The sequence below is a fragment of the Massilia sp. PWRC2 genome, from assembly GCF_049896725.1.
Lineage (GTDB): Bacteria > Pseudomonadota > Gammaproteobacteria > Burkholderiales > Burkholderiaceae_D > JAFCUW01.
In genome coordinates, this window is the sequence record NZ_JAFCUW010000002.1 from 600,167 (window position 1) to 618,701 (window position 18,535).

The following is an 18,535-nucleotide window of genomic DNA, read 5'->3' on the forward strand; positions in this document are numbered from 1 at the left end:
GATGAGTAGCTTAAAAAAGACCACCCCCGTCATCATCGCCGATGACGATGCGCCCATGCGCGAGCTGCTCGCTTCACTGATGCGCAGCCATGACTACACCTTCATCGCCTTTGCCAGCGACGGTGCCCAGGCGGCCCAGCTGATGCAGGCGCCCGAGTATCAGCAGGCGCTGGTGTTTTTGGATATCCACATGCCGGGCAGCGATGGCCTGGCGGTGCTGGCGGAAGCGCGCACGCGCGGCAGCCGTGCCTTCGTCGTCATGGTCAGCGCCGACAGTGCGCTCGACAAGGTGATGGCAGCGCTCGGTGCCGGTGCCGGTGGCTTTGTCATCAAACCGTATTCGGCGCAGCGCATTGCCGACATGGTCGATAAATTCGAACGGGAGAATGGCTGATGGCGACCGCTGATGGTGCCGCGCGCCCGCTGATCCTGCTGGTCGACGACGATCCGCACCTGCTGGCACTGCTCGCCGGTTCCCTGCACGGCGCCGGCTTTGATGTGCGCCTGGCCGACTCGGTGCAAATGGCGGTCGACGTGCTCGACGAGGGCGTGCGCGCGCCCGACCTGGCGCTGATCGATATGCACATGCCTGAACTCAATGGCATGCAACTGGTGCACAGCCTGAAGTCGCGCGCGCCGCTGCCGTTTTTGATGATGTCGGCCAACTGCAACGAAATGCTGGTGCGGCGCGCTGCCGAACATGGCGCCGTCGGCTACCTGGTCAAGCCCATCGACCCGGCCCAGCTGTTACCAACGGTGATCACGGCGCTGGCGCGCGCGCGCGAAATTCGCGCCCTGCACGAGAGTGAAACCAAGCTGACTGCAGCGCTGCTGAGCGGCCGCGAAACCGCCATGGCGGTGGGTATGGCGATGGAGCGCTTCGATATCGATAGCGAATCGGCGTTCGGCGCGCTGCGCCAGCACGCGCGCTCGAACCAGCGGCCGCTGGCCGATGTGGCCGCTGAATTTCTCAAGTCGGGCAAGGGCGATGGCCTCGACGGTGGCGCTGGCGACGCTGCCGGCCACAACGACCTTAACGTTTGAACGGATTGCGGTCGTTCAGTTCATCGATGTAGTCGTCGATACCGCCTTTTTCGCGCTCGAGAAAGCGCTCGATGGCGTCAGCGAATGCCGGCTGCGCCAGCCAGTGCGCCGACCAGGTGCGGGTCGGCAGAAAGCCGCGCGCCATCTTGTGCTCGCCCTGGGCCCCCCCTTCAAAGACGGCAATACCCTGCTCGATGCAAAATTCCAGCGGTTGGTAGTAGGCCGCCTCAAAGTGCAGGCACGGCACATGTTCGAGCTCGCCCCAGTAGCGGCCATACAGCACCTGCGCTGAATGGATCACCAGGGAGGCGGCGATGGCTTGACCGTCGCGCTCGGCGATGACCAGTAAAATATTGTCCGGCATGTCGCGGCCGATGCGCTGGAAAAAATCGAGGTTCAGGTAGGGCGTCGAGCGGTGCGCGGCGTAGGTATGGCGGTAGCAGCGGTTAAACAGCTGCCAGTCGGCGTCGACGGCGTCGGCACCGCGCACGCGGCGCATGGTGACGCCGGCGTCGCGCACCTTGCGGCGCTCGGCGCGGATGTTCTTGCGCTTTTTGTGCTCCAGCGTGGCGAGAAATTCATCAAAATTCTTGTAGCCCTGGTTCAGCCAGTGAAACTGCACGCCGCTGCGCAGCAGGTAACCGGCGGCGGCCAGCAACTGCGCCTGTTCTTCGGGCGGATAGAGGATGTGGGTGGACGATACCGGGGTGGCCTGCTGGGTCGCCACCAGCACCTCGATCAGCGCGGCGCGGGCAGCGTCGTCGACCGCCAGCAGGCGCGGTCCAGTCACCGGGGTGAAGGGAATCGCCGACAGCAGCTTGGGATAGTAGTCGAGGCCATTGCGCTCGTAGGCGTCGGCCCAGGCCCAGTCGAACACGTATTCGCCATACGAATGCATCTTGACGTACATGGGCAGCGCAGCGGCGAGCTGCGCGCCATCGTAGAGGGCGATAAATTGCGGCTGCCAGCCCGCCTCGATGGCCGCGCTGCCCGATTCGTGCAGGGCGTCCAGAAACGCGTAGGAGAGGAAGGGATTCGGGCGCGGCTGCGCCAGCGCGAGGCCGTCCCAGGCGGCGCGGCCAATTTCGGACAAAGACGAGACGATATGCGTGCGATAATTCATTGTCCAAATTTTCCTAGATGATCACGGCCCGGCGGGGAGCGCAGATGCTCATGCGTTGCGCCTCATTTTACGCAAAACGGCGCGCACCGTTGGCCGGCCGCGGTTTTTGGCCGGCTGCTCTGTGCTGCTCTGTGCGTACTGTGCGCATTGTGCATATCGTGCGCATCGTGCGTGCGTACCGTGCACGTAGCCTGTGCGCCCCGCCGGCCGTGATCGACCGATCGCCGATGAACAAGCACTTTGCCAACCTGTACACGCACGATTTCGCCCGCGTCGCCGTCGCCACGCCGCGCTGCCGCGTGGCCGATCCCGCCTACAACGCCAGCGAGACCATCGCGCTGGCCCGGCAGGCTGCCAGCGAAGGCGCCGTGCTGGTGGCGTTTCCCGAGCTAGGCCTGTCGGCGTATACCTGCGACGACCTGTTTCACCAGCGCGCCCTGCTCGACGCTTGCGAGTCCGCCCTGCAAACGGTGATGGCGGCGACCGCCACGCTCGACATCGTGCTCATCGTCGGCATGCCGGTGCGCGTCGAGCAGCTGCTCTACAACTGCGCGCTGGTGGTCGCCGGCGGCCGCCTGCACGGCGTGGTGCCCAAGAGTTATCTGCCCAACTACGGCGAATTTTACGAGGCGCGCCAGTTCAGCGCCGCCGATTGCGCCAGCGCCACCAGCATCACCCTGTGCGGCCAGACGGCGCGCTTTGGCGCCGGCCTGCTGTTCGAACTGGCGGCGCTGCCGCTGCTGCGCTTTCACGTGGAGATCTGCGAAGACGTCTGGGTGCCGATTCCACCGTCGTCGTTTGCGGCGCTCGCCGGCGCCACCGTGCTGGTGAACCTGTCGGCCTCGAACGCGCTGGTCGGCAAGGCCGGCTACCGCCAGCAGCTGGTGACGCAGCAGTCGGCGCGCTGCATCGCCGCCTATCTGTACACCTCGGCCGGGGTGGGCGAATCGACCACCGACATGGCCTGGGACGGCCAGTCGCTGATCTGCGAAAACGGCGAGCTGCTCACGGCGACCCGCCGCTTCGTGCAAGATTCTCAACTTGGCTTTGCCGATATCGATCTCGAACGGCTCGCGCGCGAGCGCATGCGCCAGGGCACCTTTGGCGCTTCAAAACGGCGCCATGCGGGCGAGGTGGCGGCGTTTACCGTGGTGCCCATCGCGCTGCACATCCCCAGCGAGGGCGCGCTGCCGCTGGCACGCCACGTCGAGCGCTTCCCTTACGTGCCGTCCGACCCGGCGCGGCGCGACGAGCGCTGCACCGAGGTGGTCAACATCCAGGTGCAGGCGCTGGTGCAGCGGCTGGCCTCGAGCGGCATCAGCAAGGTGGTCATCGGCGTCTCCGGTGGCCTCGATTCGACCCATGCACTACTCATTTGTGCGCGGGCGTTCGACCAGCTGCAGCTGCCGCGCACCGACATTCTCGCTTACACCATGCCCGGCTTCGCCACCAGCGAACGGACCATCGCCCAGGCCCGTACCCTGATGGCGGTGGTCGGCTGCAGCGCCGCTGAAATCGATATCCGCCCCAGCTGCCGCCAGATGCTGGCCGACATCGGCCACCCGTACGCCGAGGGCAGCGCCGTCTATGACATCACGTTCGAAAACGTGCAGGCGGGCGAACGCACCAGCCACCTGTTCCGGCTGGCCAACCTGCACAATGCCATCGTCATCGGCACGGGTGATTTGTCCGAGCTGGCGCTGGGCTGGTGCACGTACGGCGTGGGCGACCATATGTCGCACTACAACGTCAACGGCAGCGTGCCGAAAACGCTGATTTCGCACCTGGTGCGCTGGATGGCCGAGACCGCCGTGGTCAAGGATGGCGCCGCCGTGCTGCTGGCCATTCTCGACACCGAGATCAGTCCGGAACTGGTGCCGGCGGGGGGCGGGGGCGCGGGTGAACAACACCGCAGCGCGGCGCCGGCGCAAAAAACCGAAGACGTCATCGGCCCCTACGAGCTGCAGGATTTTAATCTGTACTACATCGTGCGCTACGGTTTCGCGCCGGCCAAGGTGGCCTTCCTGGCGCTGTCGGCCTGGGGCGAGCGCGCACGCGGTGGCTGGCCGTACGAGGCGGCGGTTGGCCGCAACCAGTACAGCCTGGCCGACATCAAGCGCGTCCTGGGCATTTTCGTCTGGCGCTTCTTTAAAACCAGCCAGTTCAAGCGTTCCTGCGTGCCGAACGGGCCGAAGGTCGGCACCGGCGGTTCGCTGTCGCCACGGGGCGACTGGCGCGCGCCCAGCGATGGCGAAGCGCAGGTGTGGCTCGATGGCGTCAAGGCGATTCCCGATTCAATTGACTAAATGAAAATACTCGACAGCGCAAGCGGGCGGGTGGCTTTGCCCGCTTCGGTTAGAATTGTTGCGAAATATGACCGTATAGCCACCTGAGGATGACATGAAACAAATTACCTGCGTGATCAAGCCATTCAAGCTTGACGAAGTGCGCGAAGCGCTCGCTGAAGTGAACGTTACCGGCCTGACCGTGACGGAAGTAAAAGGATTCGGTCGCCAGAAGGGCCACACCGAGCTGTACCGTGGCGCCGAGTACGTGGTCGACTTTCTGCCAAAAATCAAGGTCGAAGTGGTGGTCGACGATGCCATGACGGACCAGGTGGTCGACGCCATCATCAAGGCTGCGCGCACCGGCAAGATTGGCGATGGCAAGATTTTTGTCCAGCACGTGGAGCAGGTGGTGCGCATCCGCACCGGCGAGACGGGACCCGAGGCAGTCTAGGTCAGCGGCCCAGCCGCATATCGAATTTCCAGCTGAGCAGGCGCAGCCCTGTGATCATGGTGGCGCTCGACCACAGGGCGAAATCATGGGGCAGCTCGAGTTTGCGCATGATGAGAAACATCCAGCTGCCGAAGAAGGCGCAAATGGCGTAGGGTTTGCCATCGCGAAATACCATCGGTACTTCGTTGCAGACGATGTCGCGCAGCACGCCGCCAAAAATTCCCGTGATCACGCCCATCATCGAGGCGATGAACAGCGGCATATGGGCGTCCAGTGCCGAAGCGACGCCGGCGATGGTAAACAGCCCCAGGCCAATCGCATCGGCGATGACGATCAGGCGTTCCGAGACGATCTGGCGCAGGGTGCGGATCAGCGGCGAGGCGCCCAGCGCCATCACGAAAATGAGAATGGCGTATTCCTGGTGGGTGACCCAGAACAGCGGCCGGTGATCGAGCAGGATGTCGCGCAGGGTGCCGCCGCCGAAGGCGGTGATGAAGGCAACCGTGAACACGCCCACCAGGTCCATGCGCTTGCGCCGCGCTTCGATAAAGCCGGAAAACGCACCGACCAGGATCGCCAGGATTTCAATCAGGGTGATAAGCGACATGCGGGGCGATTTGGCTGATGAGAAGCGCAACAGCCTATCATGGCTCGGGCGTGGTGTGCGTATTTATGCAAGCAGCGCGCCCACCCGCAGCTACTTGCAGCCACTTGCAGTGGCTTAGTCGAGCAGTACCGCCTTGAGCAGCACGATCAGGGCGCCATGGCCGCCATCTTTTTTGCCGGCCACGCAAAACGCGACCACTTCATCTTTTTCCATTTGCACCAGCCAGCTGTGCAGCATGGCGCGCAGCACCGGCTCGCCGTTCGGCGAACCGTAGCCACGGCCGTGCACGACGCGTACGCAGCGCACGCCGCGGCGGCTGGCGCGGTGCAGAAACTGCGCGACCTGTTCGCGGGCAATGTCGCGCGTCATGCCATGCAGGTCGAGTTCATCCTGCACCGGCCACACGCGTTTTTTCAGTTTGCGCACGACGTCGGGGCCGACCCCGGGACGCGCATAAGCGACGCTGGGATCATCCTCGACCAGGCCTTCGACGTCGAACTGGTCCGACAGCGATTCGCGCAGCACGGCGGCGTTGTCTTCGTCGCGCGAACGGGGCCGCGCTGGCGCGCCGCCACGCACGGCGATGGCGCGCATCGGTGCCACGTAGCGGTCCGATTCGGCGATCTTGGTGACGCCCTTGATGGCGCCGGTAAACACGCCGGCGTCTTCGCGCGCCTTTTGCTCGCGCGCGGCGCGTGCGGCCGCCTCGATGGCGCGTAGCCGTTCCTGCTCCTTGAGCGTCTCGCGCAGCAGCGCCAGGTCAGCGAACTGTTTCAGACCGGCCATGATGGGCTTAGTCTTCCAGCGCTTCCAGGTAGCGCTGGGCGTCGAGCGCGGCCATGCAACCGGTGCCCGAGCTGGTAATCGCCTGGCGGTAGATATGGTCCTGGACATCGCCGGCAGCAAATACGCCCGGCACATTGGTGGCGGTGGCCATGCCCTCGAGGCCGGTGCGGGTCTTGATGTAGCCGTTGTGCATGTCGAGCTGACCTTCGAAGATGCTGGTATTCGGTTTGTGGCCAATGGCCACGAACAGGCCGTGCACGGCCATCGGCGTGACCGTGTCGGACTCGGTCGAACGGATGTTGATGCCGGTGACGCCGCCATCGTCGCCGGTGACTTCGTCGAGCGTGTGGTTGTACTTGATGACGATCTTGCCTTCGGCTGCCTTGGCATTGAGGCGGTCAATCAGGATCGGCTCGGCGCGGAACTTGTCGCGGCGGTGGATGATCGTCACCTTGGTGGCGATGTTCGACAGGTACAGCGCTTCTTCGACGGCGGTGTTGCCGCCGCCGACCACGGCGACTTCCTGGCCGCGGTAGAAAAAGCCGTCGCAGGTGGCGCAAGCCGACACGCCGCGGCCCATGAAGGCCTGTTCTGACGGCAGACCGAGGTACTGCGCCGAGGCGCCGGTGGCAATGATCAGGGCGTCGCAGGTAAATTCATGGCTGTCGCCCACCAGGCGGATCGGCTTTTCATTCAGATAGGTCGTGTGAATGTGATCGAACACGATATCGGTGTTGAATCTTTCGGCGTGCTGCAGCAGGCGCTGCATCAGGTCGGGGCCTTGCACGCCGAGCGGATCGCCGGGCCAGTTTTCAACGTCGGTGGTGGTCATCAGCTGGCCGCCCTGTTCCACGCCCGTCACCAGCATGGGATTGAGGTTGGCGCGGGCCGCATAAATGGCCGCGCTGTAGCCGGCGGGGCCGGAACCGAGGATGAGAACTTTGGCGTGTTTTTTGGTGGTCATGAGCGGCTTACGTGATGGTCTGGGGGGAAATATGGGGCAGCCGGCAGCCAGATCAATAGCCTGGTGATTCCGCCTGTAGCGTCGCCGCTGCAATGCGCTGATTATAGACGATGATGCGTCACTGCATGAATGAAGGGCCTGTTGCTGGCAAGATGCCTTAGAATGGCCCCATCGCGTTATTTGCCGCTGCCACGCTGCTGCATGCAGAACCCAAGTATGGCCAAATCGAGTATGCCCAAACCCGCCCCGACCGAATCGAACAGTTATACCCGCAATCCCGCCTTGCGCGCGTCCGGCGCCCGGGCGCCATTGCCGAACCGGCTGGTGCGGCTGCTGTCGGAGGCGCGCTGGATCGCCCTGGCGGTGCTGTTTTTGTATTTTGTGCTGATCCTGCTCACCTATAACAAGGCCGATCCCGGTTGGTCGCACGATGTGGTGGTGCCGAAGGCGATCAATGTGGGCGGCCGCGCCGGCGCCTGGCTGGCCGATTTGATGTTGTTTATTTTTGGTTTTTCTGCCTGGTGGTGGTGCGTCTGCTTCGCCCGCCTGTTGTGGAAAGATTATCGCCAGCTGACCCACGCCAGCGACCAGCCGCAGCCCGAACCGGAAAACCAGCATGAAGTGCTGGCGCGCTGGATCGGCTTCGTGCTGCTGTTTGCCGGCAGCGTCGGCCTCGAATTTTTGCGCATGTACACCCTGCACGCGCAGCTGCCGCGCGCCCCTGGCGGCGTGCTGGGGCAACTGATCGGCCATGCTGCGCACGTCGCCTTTGGGTTTACCGGCGCCACGCTGTTGCTGCTGTTGTTGTTTGGCATCGGTTCCAGTCTGTTTTTCCATATTTCCTGGCTCTCCGTGGCCGAGCGCATCGGTGAAGTCATCGAAACCTCGATCGACTGGTTCCGCCTGCGCTACCAGGACCGCGAAGACCGCAAGCAGGGCGAAGTGGCGGCCGTGCGGCGCGACGAAGTGGTGGTGCAGGAACGCGCCAGGCACGTCGAAAAACATATCGCGGCGCCGCCGATGCGCATCGAACCGCAGGTGACGGCGCCGCTGATCGTCAAGTCCGAGCGCGTCGAAAAGGAAAAGCAGGCGCCGCTGTTCCGCGATTTGCCGGGCGACTCCGCCTTGCCACCGATCGGTCTGCTCGACGAAGCGGCCGAGTACCAGGAAACGGTATCGGTGGAAACGCTGGAATTTACCAGCCGCCTGATCGAAAAGAAACTGTCCGATTTCGGCGTCGATGCCAAGGTGGTGGCCGCCTATCCGGGCCCGGTGGTGACGCGCTACGAGATCGAGCCGGCCACCGGCGTGAAGGGCAGCCAGATCGTCGGCCTGGCGCGCGACCTGGCCCGTTCGCTGTCGCTGACCTCGATCCGGGTGGTCGAAACCATTCCCGGCAAAAATTATATGGCGCTGGAATTGCCGAACCAAAAGCGGCAAATCGTCCGCCTGACGGAAATCGTCGGCTCCAAGCTGTACCACGACAGCACGTCGCCGCTGACCATTGCACTGGGCAAGGATATCGCCGGCAAACCGGTCATCGCCGACCTCGCCAAGATGCCGCACCTGCTGGTGGCCGGTACCACCGGCTCCGGTAAATCGGTGGGCATCAATGCCACCATTTTGTCGCTGCTGTATAAAAGTGACCCGGCCGACGTGCGGCTGATCTTGATCGACCCGAAAATGCTGGAAATGTCGGTCTACGAGGGGATCCCCCATTTGCTCGCGCCGGTGGTGACGGACATGCGCCAGGCCGGTCATGCGCTCAACTGGGCGGTCAACGAAATGGAGCGCCGCTACAAGCTGATGAGCAAACTGGGCGTGCGCAACCTGGCCGGTTACAACACCAAGATTGCCGAAGCAGCCAAGCGCGAAGAACACATCCCCAATCCGTTTTCGCTCACACCCGACGCCCCCGAGCCGCTGGAAAAGCTGCCGACCATCGTCATCATCATCGACGAGCTGGCTGACCTCATGATGGTCGTTGGCAAGAAGGTGGAAGAATTGATCGCCCGGATCGCCCAGAAAGCGCGCGCCGCCGGCCTGCACCTGATCCTGGCGACGCAGCGGCCATCGGTCGATGTGATTACCGGCCTGATCAAGGCGAACATTCCCACCCGTATTGCTTTCCAGGTGTCGTCGAAAATTGACTCGCGCACCATCCTCGACCAGATGGGCGCCGAAGCGCTGCTGGGCATGGGTGACATGTTGTACATGCCGCCCGGTACCGGCCTGCCGGTGCGCGTGCACGGGGCGTTTGTGTCCGACGAAGAAGTGCATCGAGTTGTAAAACATTTACTGTCGACCGGCCAGCCGAATTACATTGACGGCATCCTCGAAGGCGGCACGCTCGAAGGCGAGGGCGGCAGCGCTGAAGGCGCGCCGGTGGGCGAAGCGGGCGGCGAGAGCGATGCCATGTACGATCAGGCGGTGCAGGTGGTGCTGAAAAACCGCCGCGCCTCCATTTCGCTGGTGCAGCGCCACCTGCGCATCGGCTATAACCGCGCCGCCCGCCTGCTCGAGCAGATGGAAAACAGTGGCGTCGTCTCGCCCATGCAGTCGAACGGCAACCGCGACATTTTGGTGCCGGCGACCAGTGCCGAGTAAGCGCCGTTGGCAGCATTTAGCGCAAAAATAAAATCAACAACAAGGAACCCGATGACCCGATTTTCAAGTTACATCGTTGCCGCCGCACTGAGCCTGGCCGGCGCCGCCCACGCCGGCGCCCTCGACCAGTTCAAGACCTTTGTCGCCAGCACCAAGGCCGCCAAGGGCGAGTTCACCCAGCAGCAGATCAAGACGTCGGACAGTGCCAAGGCGGTGCCGGTCTCGACGGGGACCTTCGTGTTCGCCCGTCCCGGCAAGTTCATCTGGACATACGTAAAACCGTACGAGCAACTGCTGCAAGCCGATGGCGAGCAGCTCTACATCTACGACAAGGACCTCAACCAGGTCACCATCAAAAAACTGGGCAATGCGCTCGGCTCATCGCCGGCCGCCATCCTGTTTGGCAGCAATGATCTGGAAAAGAATTTCACGCTGACGGAAGCGGCCAGCCGCAACGGCCTCGAATGGCTTGAAGCGAAGCCGAAGGCGGCCGATTCGACTTTCCAGATGATCAGCATTGGATTGCGCAATGGCACCCCGGAAGCGATGGAACTGCACGATGCCTTTGGCCAGACCTCGGTGCTGGCGTTTAAGAAATTCGAAAAGAATCCGCCTTTGTCGGCCAGCCAGTTTAAATTCGTCATGCCCAAGGGGGCGGACGTCTTCAACAATTAAGCGCGCGTGCGCGCCGCCGCGGGCCGCAGGGATGGCGTAAACTGGCGCCCAGCGTACATTGCGTACATCGCGTACAAGGCATCGGTTGATGGATTTCATTAAATACGCTTTCCCCAGGTCATCGCATGGATGACCTCTTTAAAAACGCCCCGGCAGCGCCGCTGGCCGAGGCGCTGCGCCCGCGCACCATCGATGAGGTGATCGGCCAGAGCCATTTGCTGGGGCCCGGCAAACCGCTCAATCTGGTGTTCAAATCGGGCCGGCCGCACTCGATGATCCTGTGGGGGCCGCCTGGCGTGGGCAAGACCACGCTGGCGCGGCTGACCGCGTTTGCCTTCGATTGCGAGTTCATTGCGCTGTCGGCCGTGTTGTCGGGCGTAAAAGATATCCGCGCCGCCATCGAGCAGGCCGAGCATTTCCTGGCCGGCGGCAAGCACACGATTTTATTCATCGACGAAATTCACCGCTTCAACAAGTCGCAGCAAGATGCCTTGCTGCCTTTCGTTGAATCGGGACTGGTGACCTTGATCGGTGCGACCACGGAAAACCCGTCCTTCGAAGTGAACTCGGCGTTGCTCTCGCGCGCCCAGGTGTATGTGCTCAAGGCGCTCACCGATGCCGAGTTGCTGCAATTGCTGGCGCGCGCACGCGCGCAGGTGCTGCAGCATTTGACGTTCGACGATGTCGCCATCGCCACCCTGATCGGTTATGCCGACGGCGATGCGCGCCGCTTTTTGAACCTGCTCGAGCAGACCAGCAGCTCGGCCGGGACGTCCGGCATCACCCGCATCACCGGCGAATTCGTCGACAACGCGCTGACCCTCAATTCGCGCCGCTTCGACAAGGGCGGCGACAATTTTTATGACCAGATTTCGGCCCTGCACAAGTCAGTGCGCGGCTCCCACCCGGACGCCGCCCTGTACTGGCTGTGCCGCATGCTCGATGGTGGCGCCGATCCCCAGTACCTGCTGCGTCGCATCGTGCGGATGGCGTGGGAAGACATCGGCATTGCCGACCCGCGCGCCATCCAGATTGCCAACGACGCCGCCGCCACTTTCGAGCGGCTCGGTTCGCCCGAGGGCGAGCTGGCACTGGGACAGGCGGTGATCTACCTGGCGATTGCCGCCAAGAGCAATGCCGGCTACAACGCCTACAACCGCGCAGTGGCCTTCATCAAGAAGGACAAGTCGCGCGAGGTGCCGGTGCATCTGCGCAACGCGCCGACCAAGCTCATGAAGGAACTGGGCTACGGCCACGCCTACCGCTACGCCCATGACGAACCGCATGCGTATGCGGCCGGCGAGACCTATCTGCCCGAGGGAATGGACGAGCCAGGCTGGTATGAGCCGGTAGCGCGCGGTATCGAGACGAAGATTGCTGAGAAGCTCGCATGGTTGCGTGGTCTCGACAGGGATGCCCACGGCGCTTCGTAAAGTACGTCGTCTTGTACGTTCGCTTGCACGTCCCCGACAATGGCTCCAGTGGCCATTTTTTGCTTCTCACTCCGCGTTTTCTGCACTCCATCGCAAGTCGATGGAGATGGTCGCTGCTGCTCGTTACAGTAGCACCATACCAAGCCGGATCGCCGGTTCACCCCAAGGAGAATCACCATGAAAACCATCAAAAATTTCGAAGCCCTGTTCCTCGTCGTCGCTGCCACGGCCACCTTTGCCACCTACGCCACGGCGGCCCTGCCCACCCGCGTGAACCAGGCAGCGGCGATCACCAAGGCCGTGCCTGTTGCAGCGCAGATGCAGGTGGTCGTCATCCAGGGGCATCGCTTGAGCGCCGCTGAAAAAGCAGCACTGTAGGGCGTCGGCGCGGGGCGGTCGCGCCAAAGTTCGCCAACAATGGCCTGTCGGTTGGTACAATTACCATTCACTCAAACCGGCATTCCAAAATGATAGATATTCAACTGCTGCGCAAAGACATCGACCTTGTCGCAACCCGGCTGGCAAGCCGCAAATTCCAGCTCGACGTGGCGGCCTTCAACGCCCTCGAAGCCGAACGCAAGGCCACCCAGACCCGTACCGAAGAACTGCAGGGCAAGCGCAACTCGCTGTCCAAGCAGATCGGCATGCTCAAGGGCAAAGGCGAAGACAGCAGCGCCCTGATGGCGGAAGTGGCCGCTATTGCCGACGAGCTCAAGGCCAACGAGCTGGCGCTGGCGGCCAACCGGGCGCAGGTGGCCCACTTCATGGAAGCGGTGCCGAACTTGCCGCACGCATCGGTGCCGGAGGGCCTGGATGAAACGGCCAACGTCGAAGTGCGCAAGGTCGGCACGCCGCCGCAATTTGATTTCGAAGTGAAAGACCACGTCGACCTGGGCGGGCCGCTGGGGCTGGACTTTGAAGTGGCGACCAAGCTGACCGGTTCGCGCTTTTCCGTCATGAAGGGTGGCATCGCCCGCCTGCACCGAGCGCTGGCGCAGTACATGCTCAACACCCACACCGACCAGCACGGCTACACCGAGTGCTACACGCCGTACATGGTCAATGCCGATTCGCTGCGCGGCACCGGCCAGTTGCCGAAATTTGAAGCGGACCTGTTTTCCGTGAAAAAAGGTGGCGTCGAAGGGGAGGGCGAAACGTTTTATCTGATTCCCACCTCGGAAGTACCGTTGACCAACCTGGTACGCGACGACATCGTCGCCCTCGACAGCCTGCCCATTAAGATGACGGCGCACACGCCGTGTTTTCGTTCAGAAGCGGGCAGCTATGGCCGCGACACCCGTGGCATGATCCGACAGCACCAGTTCGACAAGGTGGAAATGGTGCAGGTGGTCCATCCCGACACTTCCTACGAGGTGCTCGAACAGATGGTCGGCCATGCCGAAGCGATTTTGCAGGGCCTGGGATTGCCGTACCGGGTGATGTCGCTGTGCACGGGCGACATGGGCTTTGCCGCCACCAAGACCTATGATCTGGAAGTCTGGCTGCCGGCCCAAAACACCTATCGCGAAATTTCTTCGCTGTCGAACTGCGAAGCCTTCCAGGCCCGCCGCATGCAGGCGCGCTTTCGCAATGCCGCCGGCAAGCCGGAATTGCTGCACACCCTGAACGGCTCTGGCCTGGCGGTGGGGCGCACGCTGGTGGCGGTACTGGAAAATTATCAGCAGGCCGATGGCAGTGTGGTGATTCCGGCAGTGCTGCGTCCTTACATGGGCGGGCTCGAGCGTCTGAGCGCTTGAGGCATCCCAGGGCAGGGCGGTGAGAGAATTATTTCGTTAATTTCTCAAATTCACTCTTCCATTTATCTCAGGCTTTGCTATAATTTTGTCCTCGCAGCAGCATGCGAAAAGAATTTGAATACCACCCTTGCGCTACTTAACTGGCCAAGAGTTCAAATGAAACACCGGAGAGGTGGCAGAGTGGCCGAATGTACCTGACTCGAAATCAGGCGTAGGGTCAAACCTACCGTGGGTTCGAATCCCACCCTCTCCGCCAGGTAATACCAGCTAATTATGCGGCTTTCCCTAGCGCGAATTTGTTGGGCTGAAAAGTGGGGTGTGACGGAGATTGTGTCGTGATTTTTGACAACACTCCGTCCACCACCCCAGTGTACCCACGCAGGCTCTCCGCGCAGTGATGCGCGTACCGCTGAACCATGCTTGGCGTTTCCCACGCACCCAATGCCTGTAACGCATTGAGAGGTGTTCCACCCTGCAACATCATGGTCGCCCAGCAATGGCGCAAATCGTGCCACTTGAAGTCGACCAGGCCGGCCGCCTCACATGCGTTCTTCCATGTGTGATACCCAATGCGCGTCATCGGCTTTCCAGAATATGTAAATACAAACTGGTCATGCTTGCCGATCTGTTGACGCAAAATCACCATTGCTTCCTCGGGCAGCGGTAGCCCTAAGTCACAACCATTCTTCATGCTCGCGCCCTCAATGATGACGACGCGGTTCGCCATGTCGATCTGCTCCCACCGCAAGCCCGTGACGTTGCTACGCCGCAGTCCTGTGGCCAAGGCAAACACCGCCAGCGCGCGCGCATGCTCCGGCAAGGCCGCCAGCAGTCGTGCAATCTCCGCCGGCTTCAACCACCGCACACGCCCCTTCGGTTCATCGAAGAAGAAAAAGTGCGGGATAATCGCCAGCTCAATCCACTTGTGCTTCGTCGCCACCAGCCGCAACATCGCCTTCAACGCAGCCAGGTATCGGTTGCACGTCGCCGGCGCCGACTTCTCCACGTCACGTTTTTTTGTGATCGCTTTGATGATGTTCTCCTGGGTGATGTCCCGTAAAAGCGTCTTGCTGCCAAGCTCCCGGCGCCACCATTCCAACTGTTCCTCGTAGCACTTAACAGATTTGCGGTCTGCCTTCTCCTTGAGGAACAGCTTGATCGCTTCGTCGAGCGACTTGTCGCGCTTGATGCCCAACTGGATTTCCCGCCACAGCGCCACCTTGGTGCTGTCGTGGAACGCCGTCGCCAGTTGCTTGTTGCTTGTCTTGCTCGACTCCCTGTGACGGGAACCGTCTGGAAGGGTCAAATCGACCCACCAGATTTTCGATGGGCTTCGTTGATATAGTGCCATTTTGAGTTCTCCTTCTCTTATGGCTTACACTTGCGCCTGCCCGGACGCGGCTTTGAGTCTATGCGCATCCAGGAATTTCTGCACATCTTCTTCAAAAGCGTGCCATCGGCCGCAGTCGTTATAGCGGAATGCCGGGATACGTCCTGCTACTGCCCAGCGCCGTGCAGTCTCTACGTTGAGGTTCAGCCGCTCAGCTACTTGGCTCAGTGTCAAAATGTTATTCACCGGCTTCCGCTCTCGTTGTTCTTGATTCATGCCCTACTCCAGTATGGATAAGTGCGTGTAATTTCTAAAACTTACCCATCAGAATGGAATATCGTCATCGTCGTAACTTCGCCCTTGCGGCTGGCGGGACGGCGGTGGCTGGCGCGATGGTGCTTGGCTTCACCGGCCGGGCCATCGAATCTGTTGGCGCCGAACGGCTCTCTCCTGAAAACCGCATCAACCCTGGCACGTCGACGATCGGCAAGGCCGCGGGCGCAGTCAATGGCATGCTGGCCAATGCGATCTCCACGGCGACGGGCGTTGACCCCAACTCGCTGAAATTCTCTCCGATCCAGTACGATTATCTGTTGAAAGGCTATCTCGGCTGGGTCGGTTCGATGATCCTCGGTACATCGAACGTGCTGGCCGAGCCATTCAAGGAGGGAGAATCTGCCAGCCGGCGCGTCGACGACATGTTCGTGGTGGGGAATTTTGTTAAGTCACTGCCGGCGGCGCAGTCGGGATATGTGACCAGCTATTACGAGAATGCCAAAGCCGTCGCCCAGGCCCAGGCTGATTACAAATCCTACATCGCCACTGGCGACCTGGACAAAGCACGCGAGGTGATCGACGACAACCGGGACAAGCTGGCAATGGCGAAGGTCTATGCCTCAGTGTCGAAGAAGATGGCGGCGATTGGCCAGCAGGAGAAGCGCATCACGGCAGACAAGACGATGAACGGCGACGCAAAGCAGATGGAAATGGAGCGGCTGACGGCCATTCGGAATACCTATGCCAAGCGGGTCGAAGAAATCCGGATAGCGCGCCAGCAGGGCAGGGATGGTTAATCGCAATGGGTGCTGGTCATCCCAGCAGCGGTACTCGACGTGCAATTTATCGGCCCGCTCTCTCTGGCGCGGGCCGCTGCCTTCTCCGCATATTCGTCGGCTGCGCTCTTGCCGCGCGGCCGCGATGCGTCGAGGCGGGCTTGCGTGGCCAGATCTCTCTCGGCGACGCTCATGTAGGATTCATCGGCAGATCGCTGCCGGCCAAAAAACTGTTCGCGCGTGATCTGTCCATCCTCATAGGCCAGCGCATTTGTCCGCATCATGCCGAATATTTTCATGCGATCTGTTGACCCCGCCTCCGGCCGGCCATCAGCGATGGTCCGGTACATGGCGCCGTAATAGTCCGACCACTTCATCTGGCCAGCCTCGGCCTGCGGGCGCGCGCTCTGCGCAAATTCCTGTGCCTGGAGGCGTGGCGGCAGCATGGCAGTGCAGGCAGACAGCAGCACAGCGGCGGTGGTGGCAAGGATGATTCGGCGCATGGGGAACTCCAGTGATGTGTGATTTGTTTACGTTTGTGGAATTAACAAGCATACACCCCATCTAGTCAGTTTCAAGTGCGCGATAAAAAGCCGGGTTTCCCCGGCTGTTGTCACTATCCAAAATCCTTGACCAGCCTGCCGTCAGATTGGCGCCGGCCAGCCTCATACGCAGCCCTCCGCCGCCGGGCCTTTTGGTTAATGCGGAACAGGTTGTGAATAAATGCTGCCAGGACGGCAATATAAACCAGGGCAATAATGGCGATGTCTGAATTTTCCAATAGCGCTTCACACATGGCGGTCACCCTCGGCTGCGGCATGAGCTTCGCACTGCCGGCGCACCTCCCGCACAAAGATCGCTGCAAATAACTGCGGTGGGCCGACGATCATTTCCAGAATGGCCTGGTCGAGCGCTTCGTATTTACTCATGCTGCCCCCTTGCATTCCAGGTAGATGTGCCGGTACAGCGTCTTGCCGCTCATGAAGCCCAAGTCGCCGCCGGCTTTAACGCGCTGCACAGCGGCATCACGCTCGGCCGCTGTGAAAGGGTATGCGCAATCCGATACGGTTTCAAGGGCAGTACCTGGATGAAGAGACGGGGCTGCATTACAACCGGTATCGATACTATGATCCCGACACAGCAAGGTATCTGGCGCAGGATCCGATTGGAGTGGCGGGCGGCAACAATCTCTATGAGTACGCGCCTAATCCCACTGGATGGATGGACCCATTGGGGCTCACCACGTGCTCAGGATTTCCGATAAACAACAACTCCGCAAAAAAGTTACTGAGAGCACGAGGACTTTCAAAAATACAGCAGCAGGAAGTAGTAAAAAGCTTTGATGGTCAAATTTATGCTTCTCCAGGACTCGCCGGAGAGCAATTTACAATTACTGAATCCGCTGCAGGAGCTGCATCAGGAGTATTTGTGACACGATGCTCGGCTGGAGCAACATCTTCGGAAAGACGCCAGAGACTTGCGCTTCGACCAAATAATTCAGCAGAAGTTGAAAGTCCTGTTGTCTTAGCTCGAAACCAAATGCTTCTAGAAGGAAAAGTGGCGCCTCAGCCGCAATGGGGGCCTGACAAAATTGGCGGGGGCTGGCAAGTCGTAACTGCCGGAGGCAAATACACAGGAGCAATTAAAAGATGACGACATTATCAGAATTAATTACCACCATCATTTCTGAACTTAATCAAGCAGGCTTTATTGACGATGCTGGTGATTTGCAGCGCCTTGCAAACTTAGCGTCAGATCAAACTTTGTTGGCGGCGACTCGCAACGATGCTTTGAAGCAGATAGAGATGCGTTGTCATGTGAAGTGGCTTGGAGATTTATACTTGCCTCAGCTGTCGCAAAAAGATTGGTGGGGAATGCTTGAAAAACTTAGGCGATCGACCAAGAAGAATTTTCAATCAATTTGATATTACCAAGTACAGCGTTTCGATGTAGCGACAAAGCGTTATAAAATCCGATATCGGTATTAAAGTGCGGACGACGCGAGTCGTGGCGGTCTCAAGTATCAAGTGCAACACCGGGTTAATGAATCGAATCGGCCTGCAATTGTAGCCGAGCCATGTGTTCGGTATAAACCACCAGCGGGGACTTCCAGCCGAGCGTTTCACGTGGTCGCGTATTGAGCGATAGTGCGATGGCATCGAGGTCGTCCTGCGAGTAAATCGACAGGTCTGAGCCCTTTGGCATGTACTGGCGCAGCAAGCCGTTGGTGTTCTCATTGGAGCCGCGCTGCCATGGGCTGTGCGGGTCGGCAAAGTAGATCTGCACGCCGGTGCGCTCAGTGAGAATTTTGTGGCCATGCATCTCGCGGCCCTGGTCGTAGGTCATCGACTTGCGCAGTTCGGCGGGCTGACGGTTGAGCACGGCCGAAAAGCTGTCGACGACGGAGCGGGTGCCGGC

General features: G+C 60.9%; 22 protein-coding genes and 1 tRNA gene. 13 read left to right on the forward strand and 10 right to left on the reverse strand.

All coding sequences use genetic code 11. The features are described from left to right. Position 1 precedes the first annotated feature (1 nt). A complete protein-coding gene (locus tag ACP7BZ_RS07515; RefSeq protein WP_426111611.1) occupies positions 2-394 on the forward strand; it encodes a response regulator in 393 nt (130 codons plus the stop codon). Continuing rightward, positions 394-1,044: an ANTAR domain-containing response regulator gene (locus tag ACP7BZ_RS07520; protein WP_426111613.1), complete on the forward strand. Its 651-nt coding sequence runs from the start codon at positions 394-396 to the stop codon at positions 1,042-1,044. The genes ACP7BZ_RS07515 and ACP7BZ_RS07520 overlap by 1 nt, the downstream gene beginning before the upstream one ends. On the opposite strand, the gene ACP7BZ_RS07525 is transcribed toward ACP7BZ_RS07520, so the two are convergent. After that, complete coding sequence (locus ACP7BZ_RS07525) at positions 1,034-2,167, reverse strand: GNAT family N-acetyltransferase (protein WP_426111615.1); 1,134 nt, start codon at positions 2,165-2,167, stop codon at positions 1,034-1,036. The two genes, ACP7BZ_RS07520 and ACP7BZ_RS07525, sit on opposite strands and share 11 nt — an antisense overlap. Before the next feature lie 227 nt (positions 2,168-2,394). On the opposite strand from ACP7BZ_RS07525, the gene ACP7BZ_RS07530 reads away from it, so the two are divergent. After that, the gene (locus ACP7BZ_RS07530; protein ID WP_426111617.1) at positions 2,395-4,473 is read left to right on the forward strand and encodes an NAD(+) synthase; all 2,079 of its coding nucleotides are present in this window, start codon (positions 2,395-2,397) and stop codon (positions 4,471-4,473) included. Between the two features lie 94 nt (positions 4,474-4,567). Then, complete coding sequence (locus ACP7BZ_RS07535) at positions 4,568-4,906, forward strand: P-II family nitrogen regulator (protein WP_426111619.1); 339 nt, start codon at positions 4,568-4,570, stop codon at positions 4,904-4,906. 1 nt (position 4,907) lies between these two features. Here the strand turns inward: ACP7BZ_RS07535 and ACP7BZ_RS07540 are convergent, their stop codons facing one another. The 3 genes from ACP7BZ_RS07540 to trxB form a co-directional block, all read right to left on the reverse strand. Then, positions 4,908-5,513: a trimeric intracellular cation channel family protein gene (locus ACP7BZ_RS07540; protein ID WP_426111621.1), complete on the reverse strand. Its 606-nt coding sequence runs from the start codon at positions 5,511-5,513 to the stop codon at positions 4,908-4,910. A gap of 114 nt (positions 5,514-5,627) precedes the next feature. After that, complete coding sequence (locus tag ACP7BZ_RS07545; protein WP_426111623.1) at positions 5,628-6,299, reverse strand: Smr/MutS family protein; 672 nt, start codon at positions 6,297-6,299, stop codon at positions 5,628-5,630. Positions 6,300-6,306: 7 nt separating this feature from the next. Beyond that, positions 6,307-7,263 (reverse strand): thioredoxin-disulfide reductase, encoded by a 957-nt coding sequence (trxB, locus tag ACP7BZ_RS07550; RefSeq protein ID WP_426111625.1) that lies wholly within the window; start codon positions 7,261-7,263, stop codon positions 6,307-6,309. A gap of 231 nt (positions 7,264-7,494) precedes the next feature. Here trxB and ACP7BZ_RS07555 point away from each other — a divergent pair, with 231 nt between their 5' ends. The 6 genes from ACP7BZ_RS07555 (at position 7,495) to ACP7BZ_RS07580 (ending at position 13,991) form a co-directional block, all read left to right on the forward strand. Then, complete coding sequence (locus tag ACP7BZ_RS07555; RefSeq protein WP_426111627.1) at positions 7,495-9,870, forward strand: DNA translocase FtsK; 2,376 nt, start codon at positions 7,495-7,497, stop codon at positions 9,868-9,870. Between the two features lie 51 nt (positions 9,871-9,921). Continuing rightward, positions 9,922-10,545: an outer membrane lipoprotein chaperone LolA gene (gene lolA / locus ACP7BZ_RS07560; protein WP_426111629.1), complete on the forward strand. Its 624-nt coding sequence runs from the start codon at positions 9,922-9,924 to the stop codon at positions 10,543-10,545. A 125-nt stretch (positions 10,546-10,670) separates the two neighbouring features. Further along, positions 10,671-11,978 (forward strand): replication-associated recombination protein A, encoded by a 1,308-nt coding sequence (locus ACP7BZ_RS07565; protein WP_426111631.1) that lies wholly within the window; start codon positions 10,671-10,673, stop codon positions 11,976-11,978. 177 nt (positions 11,979-12,155) lie between these two features. Next, complete coding sequence (locus tag ACP7BZ_RS07570; RefSeq protein ID WP_426111633.1) at positions 12,156-12,356, forward strand: hypothetical protein; 201 nt, start codon at positions 12,156-12,158, stop codon at positions 12,354-12,356. A gap of 89 nt (positions 12,357-12,445) precedes the next feature. Further along, entirely contained in the window at positions 12,446-13,735 is a 1,290-nt protein-coding gene (gene serS, locus ACP7BZ_RS07575) for a serine--tRNA ligase (RefSeq protein ID WP_426111635.1), read from the forward strand. A 166-nt stretch (positions 13,736-13,901) separates the two neighbouring features. Then, positions 13,902-13,991 (forward strand) — tRNA-Ser (locus ACP7BZ_RS07580). Positions 13,992-14,006: 15 nt separating this feature from the next. Here ACP7BZ_RS07580 and ACP7BZ_RS07585 read toward each other — a convergent pair. Beyond that, complete coding sequence (locus ACP7BZ_RS07585) at positions 14,007-15,086, reverse strand: tyrosine-type recombinase/integrase (RefSeq protein WP_426111637.1); 1,080 nt, start codon at positions 15,084-15,086, stop codon at positions 14,007-14,009. A 24-nt stretch (positions 15,087-15,110) separates the two neighbouring features. Beyond that, positions 15,111-15,341 carry a helix-turn-helix domain-containing protein gene (locus ACP7BZ_RS07590; RefSeq protein ID WP_426111639.1) on the reverse strand — a complete coding sequence of 77 codons (231 nt, stop codon included), beginning with the start codon at positions 15,339-15,341 and terminating at the stop codon, positions 15,111-15,113. Positions 15,342-15,394: 53 nt separating this feature from the next. On the opposite strand from ACP7BZ_RS07590, the gene ACP7BZ_RS07595 reads away from it, so the two are divergent. Then, positions 15,395-16,138 carry an LPD38 domain-containing protein gene (locus ACP7BZ_RS07595; protein ID WP_426111640.1) on the forward strand — a complete coding sequence of 248 codons (744 nt, stop codon included), beginning with the start codon at positions 15,395-15,397 and terminating at the stop codon, positions 16,136-16,138. On the opposite strand, the gene ACP7BZ_RS07600 is transcribed toward ACP7BZ_RS07595, so the two are convergent. The 3 genes from ACP7BZ_RS07600 to ACP7BZ_RS07610 all read right to left on the reverse strand — a co-directional run bounded on the left by ACP7BZ_RS07600 (position 16,135) and on the right by ACP7BZ_RS07610 (position 17,046). Beyond that, entirely contained in the window at positions 16,135-16,620 is a 486-nt protein-coding gene (locus ACP7BZ_RS07600; RefSeq protein ID WP_426111642.1) for a lipoprotein, read from the reverse strand. The two genes, ACP7BZ_RS07595 and ACP7BZ_RS07600, sit on opposite strands and share 4 nt — an antisense overlap. A gap of 113 nt (positions 16,621-16,733) precedes the next feature. Continuing rightward, positions 16,734-16,913: a hypothetical protein gene (locus tag ACP7BZ_RS07605; protein WP_426111644.1), complete on the reverse strand. Its 180-nt coding sequence runs from the start codon at positions 16,911-16,913 to the stop codon at positions 16,734-16,736. Then, positions 16,906-17,046 carry a hypothetical protein gene (locus tag ACP7BZ_RS07610; RefSeq protein WP_426111646.1) on the reverse strand — a complete coding sequence of 47 codons (141 nt, stop codon included), beginning with the start codon at positions 17,044-17,046 and terminating at the stop codon, positions 16,906-16,908. Before ACP7BZ_RS07610 ends, ACP7BZ_RS07605 begins: the two co-directional genes overlap by 8 nt. A 121-nt stretch (positions 17,047-17,167) precedes the next feature. Here ACP7BZ_RS07610 and ACP7BZ_RS07615 point away from each other — a divergent pair, with 121 nt between their 5' ends. Then, the gene (locus ACP7BZ_RS07615; RefSeq protein ID WP_426111648.1) at positions 17,168-17,770 is read left to right on the forward strand and encodes an RHS repeat-associated core domain-containing protein; all 603 of its coding nucleotides are present in this window, start codon (positions 17,168-17,170) and stop codon (positions 17,768-17,770) included. Continuing rightward, the gene (locus tag ACP7BZ_RS07620; RefSeq protein WP_426111650.1) at positions 17,767-18,042 is read left to right on the forward strand and encodes a hypothetical protein; all 276 of its coding nucleotides are present in this window, start codon (positions 17,767-17,769) and stop codon (positions 18,040-18,042) included. The genes ACP7BZ_RS07615 and ACP7BZ_RS07620 overlap by 4 nt, the downstream gene beginning before the upstream one ends. Positions 18,043-18,157: 115 nt before the next feature. On the opposite strand, the gene ACP7BZ_RS07625 is transcribed toward ACP7BZ_RS07620, so the two are convergent. Continuing rightward, positions 18,158-18,535 (reverse strand): IS30 family transposase (locus ACP7BZ_RS07625; protein WP_426111652.1); only part of this gene is annotated, 378 nt, incomplete at its 5' end.

Bases quoted from the DNA above. Each gene is read 5' to 3' on its own strand.
- ACP7BZ_RS07515 (WP_426111611.1), top strand. From the start codon at position 2: ATGAGTAGCTTAAAAAAGACCACCCCCGTCATCATCGCCGATGACGAT.
- ACP7BZ_RS07520 (WP_426111613.1), top strand. From the start codon at position 394: ATGGCGACCGCTGATGGTGCCGCGCGCCCGCTGATCCTGCTGGTCGAC.
- ACP7BZ_RS07525 (WP_426111615.1), bottom strand. From the start codon at position 2,167: ATGAATTATCGCACGCATATCGTCTCGTCTTTGTCCGAAATTGGCCGC.
- ACP7BZ_RS07530 (WP_426111617.1), top strand. From the start codon at position 2,395: ATGAACAAGCACTTTGCCAACCTGTACACGCACGATTTCGCCCGCGTC.
- ACP7BZ_RS07535 (WP_426111619.1), top strand. From the start codon at position 4,568: ATGAAACAAATTACCTGCGTGATCAAGCCATTCAAGCTTGACGAAGTG.
- ACP7BZ_RS07540 (WP_426111621.1), bottom strand. From the start codon at position 5,513: ATGTCGCTTATCACCCTGATTGAAATCCTGGCGATCCTGGTCGGTGCG.
- ACP7BZ_RS07545 (WP_426111623.1), bottom strand. From the start codon at position 6,299: ATGGCCGGTCTGAAACAGTTCGCTGACCTGGCGCTGCTGCGCGAGACG.
- trxB (WP_426111625.1), bottom strand. From the start codon at position 7,263: ATGACCACCAAAAAACACGCCAAAGTTCTCATCCTCGGTTCCGGCCCC.
- ACP7BZ_RS07555 (WP_426111627.1), top strand. From the start codon at position 7,495: ATGCCCAAACCCGCCCCGACCGAATCGAACAGTTATACCCGCAATCCC.
- lolA (WP_426111629.1), top strand. From the start codon at position 9,922: ATGACCCGATTTTCAAGTTACATCGTTGCCGCCGCACTGAGCCTGGCC.
- ACP7BZ_RS07565 (WP_426111631.1), top strand. From the start codon at position 10,671: ATGGATGACCTCTTTAAAAACGCCCCGGCAGCGCCGCTGGCCGAGGCG.
- ACP7BZ_RS07570 (WP_426111633.1), top strand. From the start codon at position 12,156: ATGAAAACCATCAAAAATTTCGAAGCCCTGTTCCTCGTCGTCGCTGCC.
- serS (WP_426111635.1), top strand. From the start codon at position 12,446: ATGATAGATATTCAACTGCTGCGCAAAGACATCGACCTTGTCGCAACC.
- ACP7BZ_RS07585 (WP_426111637.1), bottom strand. From the start codon at position 15,086: ATGGCACTATATCAACGAAGCCCATCGAAAATCTGGTGGGTCGATTTG.
- ACP7BZ_RS07590 (WP_426111639.1), bottom strand. From the start codon at position 15,341: ATGAATCAAGAACAACGAGAGCGGAAGCCGGTGAATAACATTTTGACA.
- ACP7BZ_RS07595 (WP_426111640.1), top strand. From the start codon at position 15,395: ATGGAATATCGTCATCGTCGTAACTTCGCCCTTGCGGCTGGCGGGACG.
- ACP7BZ_RS07600 (WP_426111642.1), bottom strand. From the start codon at position 16,620: ATGCGCCGAATCATCCTTGCCACCACCGCCGCTGTGCTGCTGTCTGCC.
- ACP7BZ_RS07605 (WP_426111644.1), bottom strand. From the start codon at position 16,913: ATGTGTGAAGCGCTATTGGAAAATTCAGACATCGCCATTATTGCCCTG.
- ACP7BZ_RS07610 (WP_426111646.1), bottom strand. From the start codon at position 17,046: ATGAGTAAATACGAAGCGCTCGACCAGGCCATTCTGGAAATGATCGTC.
- ACP7BZ_RS07615 (WP_426111648.1), top strand. From the start codon at position 17,168: ATGCGCAATCCGATACGGTTTCAAGGGCAGTACCTGGATGAAGAGACG.
- ACP7BZ_RS07620 (WP_426111650.1), top strand. From the start codon at position 17,767: ATGACGACATTATCAGAATTAATTACCACCATCATTTCTGAACTTAAT.